This window comes from Kitasatospora sp. NPDC036755 (genome assembly GCF_040636595.1).
Classification (GTDB): Bacteria; Actinomycetota; Actinomycetes; order Streptomycetales; family Streptomycetaceae; genus Kitasatospora.
On record NZ_JBEZUT010000088.1, the window covers coordinates 19464 to 27295 of the forward strand.

Genomic DNA, 7832 nt, shown 5'->3' on the forward strand with positions numbered 1-7832 from the left:
CGGCCCGGGCACCGCCGCGGGCCGGGCCCCGGGCACCGAGAGCCGGGCCCGGAGCGGCCCGTACCAACGGAAGGGGCCGGTCCCTCGGAGAAGGACCGGCCCCACCGCTGCCCCGCCTGGGCTCCCCCACCCGGGAGCCACGGGGACACGCGCCGTACGGCGCGGTGCTGCCGCGGGAGCCGCCGCACCCTGTCAGCCGGCCGCGGGGCCGGTCAGGGGCGGGACGACGGCGCCTCCCACGGCGGGAGGACACGGCGGCCGGGTCAGGGCCGCCCGACGTGTCCGGAGCCGACCGCGACCGCCGGGGAGCCGCTCCCGGACGGTTGCCGTCGCCTCACTCGGCGTCCTGCCGTTGACCACCACGATGCCCGAGCCTTGTTAACCACGTGCTGCGGACAGGTGACGCCGGTGTACCACTTCCCCCGTGGACGAACCCTCCGGATCCCTCCGCGTCCTTCGAGGGGAGCCGCGTCCCTCCGCGGCAGGGGCGGAGGGCTGTCGGAGGGCTGTCGGAGCGCTGTCGGAGGGGCGGCGGTGACCCCGGGGTCAGTGCTGGGCGCGGCCGGTCAGGAAGCCCAGCAGGTCCTGGCGGGTCACGATGCCCTGCGGCTTGCCCTCGACCAGCACGACGGCCGCGTCGGCCTTCTCCAGCACGGTCATCAGGTTGGTGACGGTCTCGCCCGAGCCGACCACCGGCAGCGGCTTGGACATCACCTTGTCCAGCGTGTCGGTGAGCTCGATGTCCTTCGCGAAGATGCCCTCCAGCAGCAGCTTCTCCACCACCGAGCCGATCACCTCGCCGGCCATGATGTCCGGGTGGCCGGCGCCCGGGGAGACGACCGGCATCTGCGAGACGCCGTACTCGCGCAGCACCCGGACCGCCTCGGCGACCGTCTCGTTGGGGTGCATGTGGACGAACTGCGGGACACCGCCCTGCTCGATGGACTCCTTGCGGGCCAGCACCTCGCCGATGTGCGCCTCGTCGGTGGCCGAGGGCAGGAAGCCGTAGTCGGCCATCCAGTCGTCGTTGAAGATCTTCGACAGGTAGCCGCGGCCGCCGTCCGGCAGCAGCACCACCACGACGTCGTCCGGCCCGAGGCCGCGGGCGACCTCCAGCGCGGCCACCACGGCCATGCCGCAGGAGCCGCCGACCAGCAGGCCCTCCTCCTTGGCCAGGCGGCGGGTCATCTGGAACGAGTCCTTGTCGGAGACGGCGACGATCTCGTCCGCGACGCCGCGGTCGTAGGCGGTCGGCCAGAAGTCCTCACCGACGCCCTCGACCAGGTACGGCCGGCCGGTGCCGCCCGAGTAGACCGAGCCCTCCGGGTCGGCGCCGATCACCTTGACCTTGCCGCCGGACGCCTCCTTCAGGTAGTTGCCGGTGCCGGAGATGGTGCCGCCGGTACCGACGCCCGCGACGAAGTGGGTGATCTTCCCGTCGGTCTGCTCCCACAGCTCCGGGCCGGTGGAGTGGAAGTGCGAGGCCGGGTTGTCCGGGTTGGAGTACTGGTCCGGCTTCCAGGCGTTCGGGGTCTCCCGGACGAGCCGGTCGGAGACGTTGTAGTAGGAGTCCGGGTGCTCCGGGGCGACGGCGGTCGGGCAGACGACCACCTCGGCGCCGTACGCGCGCAGGGTGTTGATCTTGTCGGTGGAGACCTTGTCGGGACAGACGAAGATGCACTTGTAGCCCTTCTGCTGGGCCACGATCGCCAGGCCGACACCGGTGTTGCCGGAGGTCGGCTCGACGATGGTGCCGCCGGGCTTGAGGGCGCCCGAGGCCTCGGCGGCCTCGATCATGCGCATCGCGATGCGGTCCTTGACCGAGCCACCGGGGTTGAAGTACTCGACCTTGGCCAGCACTGTCGCGCTGATGCCCTCGGTGACCTTGTTCAGCTTGACCAGCGGCGTGTTGCCGACGAGGTCGATGATCGAGTTGTGGTACCGCACGGGGGTCCTCCCGGTCTGTGGGCATGCGATTTCGGTACTGCAAAGCGTAGGGCGTGGCACCCGCCCCGCGGCCCCCCTCCTTCCCGCCTCCCCCAATGGCCCACCCGGCCGACGCCGCCGGTACTCCGGCTCCCCCCGCGGGTAAGAGCGCTGTGCAGGCATCGCCGCGGCCCCGCAGGGCCCGGCAGGAGCACGTGAAGGGGGCACCGGATGCCAGGCGCACGGAACTCGCGGGCCCGGGTGGCCCGCCGGATCGCCACCGCGGCGGCGTACGGCGGCGGCGGGCTCGGCCTGCTCGGGGTGGGCCTGGTCGGCCTGCTGCTGACCGAGAGCAAACTGGCCGTCCAGGCCATCGGCGTCCTGGAGACCCACCCGCCCAGGGCGGACGGCGTCTACGGGGAGGCCTTCGCCGACCGCGCCGCCGCCCCCCGGGCCCCGCTCGTGCTGGCCGTCCTCGGCGACTCCACCGGCGCCGGCCTCGGCGTGGCCCGTGCCGGCGAGACCCCGGGCGCGCTGCTGGCCGCGGGCCTCGCCTCGGTGGCCGAGCGGCCGGTCCGGCTGGTCAACGTGGCCCGCTCCGGCGGCCGCTCCGCCGATCTCCCCGGTCAGCTGGAACGGGCCCTGCGGCACCGGCCGGACATCGCCGTGATCATCGTCGGCGCCAACGACGTGACCCGGCACAGCCCGGCCCAACTGGCCGTCCGCCAGCTCGGCGAGGCCGTCGCCGCCCTGCGCGCCAACGGCTGCGAGGTGGTCGTCGGCACCTGCCCGGACCTCGGGACGATCAAGCCGGTGCGGCCGCCGCTGCGCTGGGTGGCCCGCCGGCTGAGCCGGCAGCTGGCCGCCGCGCAGACCATCGCGGTCGTGGAGGCGGGCGGCCGGACGGTGTCGCTGGGCTCGCTGCTGGGCCCGGAGTTCGCGGCGCGCCCGGAGATGTTCGCCGCCGACCGCTACCACCCCTCGGCCCAGGGCTACGCGACCGCCGCGATGGCCGTGCTGCCCTCGGTCTGCGCCGCGCTCGGGCTCTGGCCGGAGGAGGAGCGCCCGGCCGCGGCCGTCCCGGGCGCCGCGGTGCTGCCGGTCGCGGTGGCGGCCGCGGCGGCGGCGGGCCGGGAGGGCACCGAGGTGGCGGCCGTACCGGCGGAGGGCACCGGCCGCCGCTGGGCCCAGCTGAGGCACCGGCTGCGGATCGGCCTACCCCGCCCGGAGAGCGGGAAGGAGGCCGGTACGGCCTCCGGGAACACGTCGGCCAGCTCACACGCCGGCCCGGGTGACGCCTGAGCTACCAGGCGGTAACTTTCCTCCCGGACGCCAGGTCCGCCGTCACCCAGCGAGGAGCCCGCCATGCCCGAAGCCGTCATCGTCAGCGCCGCCCGTTCGCCGATCGGCCGGGCCTTCAAGGGTTCGCTCAAGGACGTCCGCCCGGACGACCTGACCGCCCACGTCATCCAGGCCGCGCTCGCCAAGGTGCCGCAGCTCGACCCGCGCGAGATCGACGACCTGATGCTGGGCTGCGGCCTGCCCGGCGGCGAGCAGGGCCACAACCTGGCCCGCATCGTGGCCGTCCAGATGGGCATGGACTACCTGCCCGGCGCCACCATCACCCGCTACTGCTCCTCCTCGCTCCAGACCACGCGGATGGCGCTGCACGCGATCAGGGCGGGCGAGGGCGACGTCTTCCTCTCGGCCGGTGTGGAGACCGTCTCGCGCAGCGTGAACGGCACCTCGGACGGCCTGCCTGGCACCACGAACCCGATCTTCGACGAGGCCCAGGCCCGGACGAAGAAGCGGGCCGAGGAGGGCGGCGGCGCGTGGCACGACCCGCGCGAGGACGGCCTGCTGCCGGACGCCTACATCGCGATGGGCCAGACCGCCGAGAACCTGGCCGCGCTCAAGGGCATCACCCGCGCCGAGCAGGACGAGTTCGGCGTCCGCTCGCAGAACCTTGCCGAGGCCGCCATCAAGGCCGGCTTCTGGGAGCGCGAGATCACCCCGGTGACGCTCCCGGACGGCACCGTGGTCAGCACGGACGACGGCCCGCGCGCCGGCGTCACGCTGGAGGGCGTGGCCGGCCTGAAGCCGGTGTTCCGCCCCGACGGCACCGTGACGGCCGGTAACTGCTGCCCGCTGAACGACGGCGCGGCCGCGCTCGTCATCATGTCCGACACCAAGGCGCGGGAGCTCGGCATCACCCCGCTCGCCCGGGTGGTCTCCACCGGCGTCAGCGCGCTCTCCCCCGAGATCATGGGCTACGGCCCGGTCGAGGCCTCCAGGCAGGCGCTCAAGCGGGCCGGTCTGACCATCGACGACATCGACCTGGTCGAGATCAACGAGGCCTTCGCCGCCCAGGTGATCCCCTCCTACCGCGACCTCGGCGTCGACCTGGACAAGCTGAACGTCAACGGCGGCGCGATCGCGGTCGGCCACCCCTTCGGCATGACCGGCGCCCGGATCACCACCACGCTGATCAACTCCCTGCAGTGGCACGACAAGCAGTTCGGTCTGGAGACCATGTGCGTCGGCGGCGGCCAGGGCATGGCGATGGTCATCGAGCGCCTCAGCTGACCCCCGGGGGCACCCTCCGAAGGGTCTGGACCACCCATTTGGAGTGACGCAGCGTAATTGAGGGCCGGATCACACCGCGAGGCCGATCCGGCCCTCTTTTCTTTCGTTTTCGACCCGGAAATCGACACTGCGGAGCGGATCAACTCCACTGCGTAGAACGGTGTTACCTAACAATTTGGGGACAAGAGCGAAAGTCCCGGAGGAATTGGACATTCGCCACTGCAGTAACAGCCCCGCATGCGGCAGTGTGGACACGTAACCCCGTTCCGCTCCTCGCTAGGAGTACGTTCCGTGAGCGCCGTCTACACCATCCTGCTGCTGATCCTGATCACCGTGTCGACCGCCGTGCTGCTCCACCTCCGCGGACTCTCCCGCCGACTGGACGCGCAGGCCGCGGCCCAGGCCGCGCCCGCCCCGGTGGACGAGACCGCGATACGCCGGGCCGTCGCCGAGGCGCTCGCCGCCGACCGCGAGCGGGAGATCACCGAGGCCCGGGCGTTCTGGGCCGAGCAGGAGGCCCGCGCGGCCGAGGACGCCCCGCTGTTCGACTCCCCGTTCTCCGGCGCGTTCTCCGGCACCGACGAGTGGCCGCTCTTCTTCCCGCGCCCCACCGGCCCGCAGGACGCCGTCGACAACTCCGGGACGATGGACCCGGAGTTCGGCGAGGCGCTGCGCTCCGCGCTGGAGGACATGATCAACGAGGGCGGCACCGCCCCGACCGAGCACGGCACCGAGGGCGGCGTGCCGCTGCGCCCCGGCCATCCGGTCGGCGAGACCAAGGACGCCCGGGCCCGCCGCGAGGCCGACCTGCTGGCCACCGGCCTGGAGGCCGGGCTGCTGGACACCGATCCGGCCGTCGAGGAGGCCCCGGTCGCCGCGCCCGACCCGCGCCGCCACCCCTCGCACCCCGACTTCGTCCCCAGCCAGGCGCCGTCCCGGGAGTGGACCGACAGCCGGCTGGCCGCCCTCGCCGAGGAGGCGGTCGCCCTGATCGACGTCCGCCCGGGCCCGCTGGGCACCCTGGACGTGTACGCCTTCGCCGACGGCACCACCCTCTGCGTGGCCCCGGGCGACCGCGAGGCCGCGTACCGGCTGATCGACGCCGTCCGGGCCGGTGAGCACGTGCGGCTGCTCGGCGGCTCGCGCTTCTCCGGCTCGTACTCGCTGACCTTCTCCACCGACGAGGAGGCCGTCTACGTGCTCGCCGACCGGGTGGTCGCCAGCATCTGACAGCCGCTCACCGGCGCCGGGCACACCGAAGGCCGGCCGGATCACGGGGTTACCGATCCGGCCGGCCTTCGGCGTGTGCGCCCCCGGGCCTCAGCCGCAGAGCGCCGTCGTCTCCCGCACCGCGGCCACCGCACCCGCCAGCACCCCGGCCGCCGCCACCGGCCCGGCCGGCAGGGCCACCTCCGCGCCCTCCGGCAGGGCCGCCAGCGCGGCCGCCAGGTCGTGCCCGGCGACGGCCAGCTGGTCCCCCACGGCGAAGGCCCCGGCCTCCGGGAACTCCCGCCGCGGGCCGCCCTCCACCGCCGTGGCCAGCCCGGCCAGCCGGCGCGCCAGTTCCAGCGCGGCCGCCGCCCGCGAGGCGTGCCCGGGCACCGCGCCCAGCAGCTTGCTCTGCGGCAGCGAGCGGAAACGATCCGCCAGCCTGTCGACGGCTTCGACCAGGGGATCCACGTCCAGGGGCTCTACGTCATGCATGGACAGGAGCCTAGGCGAGAAAGCCGCCGGGCCCCGGAGCGAGTCGCTCCGGGGCCCGGCGGCAGTGTTCACGACGGGAAGGGCCGTCAGTCGTCGCCGCGCAGGATCGCGATCAGCCGCAGCATCTCCACGTAGATCCAGACCAGCGCCACGGTGAGCCCGAAGGCGGCCCGCCAGGACTCCCGCTGCGGGGCGCCCTGGGCGATGGCCTCCTCGATCTCCGCGAAGTCCAGCGACAGGAAGAAGGCGCCCAGGCCGATGCCGATCAGGCCGACCACGATGCCCAGCGGGCCGGAGCGCAGGCCCATGTCGGCGCCGAAGGCCATCGCGATCATGTTGACCAGCATCAGCAGCACGAAGCCCAGGGCGATCGAGATGCCGATCCGCTGGTAGCGCGCGGTGACCCGGATCCGGCCGCTCTTGTAGGCGAACAGCGTCGCCGCGAAGACCGCCGCCGTGCCCAGCACCGCCTGGATCACGATGCCGTTCAGCATGGTGTTGGCGGCGTGCGAGATCGCGCCCATCGCGAAGCCCTGGAGGGCCGCGTAGGTCAGGATCAGCGGCGGGCTGACGCTGCGCTTGAACGAGACCACCAGGCCGACGACCATGGCCACCAGGCTGGCGGCGATCGCGTAGCCGAAGTTCTCGAACGGCAGCACGAACCAGGCCACCGCGCCGGCGGCGACGAGCGTCAGCAGCGTCATGGCGGTGCGGGCGACCACGTCGTCCAGTGTCATCCGCCCGGTGGCGGCCGGACCGGCCGACGGACCGTTGTACAGCTCGTAGAGCTGCTCGTCGGTCATCGGGGCCTGGCCCTGCGGCTGCTGGGCGTAGGACGTGCCCGCGTAGGGGTTGTTGCCGTACGGGTTCCCGGCCTGCGGGGCGCTGCCGAACCCTGCGTAGCCGGAGTCGCGGGTGAAGGACCCCTCCCGCGAGAAGACCGGGTTGCTGCTTCTCATTGCTCATTCCCTCCGTGGCGGCACTGCACCGCCCGTGTACAAGGGTAATGGCTTGGCAAAAATTCCGGGATACGCCGCGAGGAGGATCGGTGAACTGCGACCGGCGGGGACGCCGTCGCGCCCCCGCCGGGTGATCGGTGCCCGGAGCCGGACTCGAACCGGCACGGCCTCGCGGCCAAGCAGTTTTAAGCTGCCCGTGTCTGCGTTCCACCATCCGGGCGTCTGCGAAACCACCCAGAGCCTAGTCGCCCGACTCACTCTTTCGCATGTCCCCAGCCCCGGAAGTTGTCATGTTTCCTTGCCATCTGACGAACTGTCCGGGATTCGGCCACGAAGGATATCCGTTCCGGCCATCCCCGTCGCCTCAGGGTCCACGTCATACCGCAGGAGGAGGGGTGCTCCTCTCCGTACGCCCAGCGGTGGTAGGACCAACCGTCCGGCGGAGCGACGCAGGACCATGATCACGTCGCGGAACATGGAGGTACAAGTCCGCGAGCCCAAGGAGTCCCCCGTGACCACGTCGACCGCAACCGCCGTCCGCACCGGCCTGGCGGCCGCCCGAGCCACCGGCCTGAACAAGGTCTACGGGGAGGGGGAGACCCGCGTCGTCGCCCTCGACAACGTCAGCGTGGTCTTCCCCCAGGGCGAGTTCACCGC

Annotated in this window: 6 protein-coding genes, 1 tRNA gene and 1 pseudogene; 4 read left to right on the forward strand and 4 right to left on the reverse strand. The window is 72.8% G+C overall.

Annotated features, from left to right (window positions below):
- Positions 1–546 precede the first annotated feature (546 nt).
- The gene (locus tag AB0E96_RS15875; RefSeq protein WP_359823485.1) at positions 547–1947 is read right to left on the reverse strand and encodes a cystathionine beta-synthase; all 1401 of its coding nucleotides are present in this window, start codon (positions 1945–1947) and stop codon (positions 547–549) included.
- 210 nt (positions 1948–2157) lie between these two features.
- Between AB0E96_RS15875 and AB0E96_RS15880 the strand changes: the two genes are divergently transcribed.
- The 3 genes from AB0E96_RS15880 (at position 2158) to AB0E96_RS15890 (ending at position 5742) form a co-directional block, all read left to right on the forward strand.
- Positions 2158–3228 (forward strand): SGNH/GDSL hydrolase family protein, encoded by a 1071-nt coding sequence (locus AB0E96_RS15880; RefSeq protein ID WP_359823487.1) that lies wholly within the window; start codon positions 2158–2160, stop codon positions 3226–3228.
- A 63-nt stretch (positions 3229–3291) separates the two neighbouring features.
- Positions 3292–4512: an acetyl-CoA C-acetyltransferase gene (locus tag AB0E96_RS15885; protein WP_359823489.1), complete on the forward strand. Its 1221-nt coding sequence runs from the start codon at positions 3292–3294 to the stop codon at positions 4510–4512.
- Between the two features lie 291 nt (positions 4513–4803).
- The gene (locus AB0E96_RS15890) at positions 4804–5742 is read left to right on the forward strand and encodes a hypothetical protein (protein ID WP_359823491.1); all 939 of its coding nucleotides are present in this window, start codon (positions 4804–4806) and stop codon (positions 5740–5742) included.
- Positions 5743–5832: 90 nt separating this feature from the next.
- On the opposite strand, the gene AB0E96_RS15895 is transcribed toward AB0E96_RS15890, so the two are convergent.
- The 3 genes from AB0E96_RS15895 to AB0E96_RS15905 form a co-directional block, all read right to left on the reverse strand.
- The gene (locus tag AB0E96_RS15895; RefSeq protein ID WP_359823493.1) at positions 5833–6216 is read right to left on the reverse strand and encodes a hypothetical protein; all 384 of its coding nucleotides are present in this window, start codon (positions 6214–6216) and stop codon (positions 5833–5835) included.
- An 86-nt stretch (positions 6217–6302) separates the two neighbouring features.
- Positions 6303–7175 (reverse strand): Bax inhibitor-1/YccA family protein, encoded by an 873-nt coding sequence (locus AB0E96_RS15900; RefSeq protein WP_359823494.1) that lies wholly within the window; start codon positions 7173–7175, stop codon positions 6303–6305.
- Positions 7176–7313: 138 nt separating this feature from the next.
- Positions 7314–7395: transfer RNA gene (locus AB0E96_RS15905), tRNA-Leu, on the reverse strand.
- A gap of 255 nt (positions 7396–7650) precedes the next feature.
- On the opposite strand from AB0E96_RS15905, the pseudogene AB0E96_RS15910 reads away from it, so the two are divergent.
- Positions 7651–7832: pseudogene (locus AB0E96_RS15910) on the forward strand (hypothetical protein); the annotation flags it as partial.

Excerpts from the sequence above, each read along its gene's own strand:
- AB0E96_RS15885 (WP_359823489.1), top strand. The coding sequence starts at position 3,292 with ATGCCCGAAGCCGTCATCGTCAGCGCCGCCCGTTCGCCGATCGGCCGG.
- AB0E96_RS15900 (WP_359823494.1), bottom strand. The coding sequence starts at position 7,175 with ATGAGAAGCAGCAACCCGGTCTTCTCGCGGGAGGGGTCCTTCACCCGC.
- AB0E96_RS15880 (WP_359823487.1), top strand. The coding sequence starts at position 2,158 with ATGCCAGGCGCACGGAACTCGCGGGCCCGGGTGGCCCGCCGGATCGCC.
- AB0E96_RS15895 (WP_359823493.1), bottom strand. The coding sequence starts at position 6,216 with ATGCATGACGTAGAGCCCCTGGACGTGGATCCCCTGGTCGAAGCCGTC.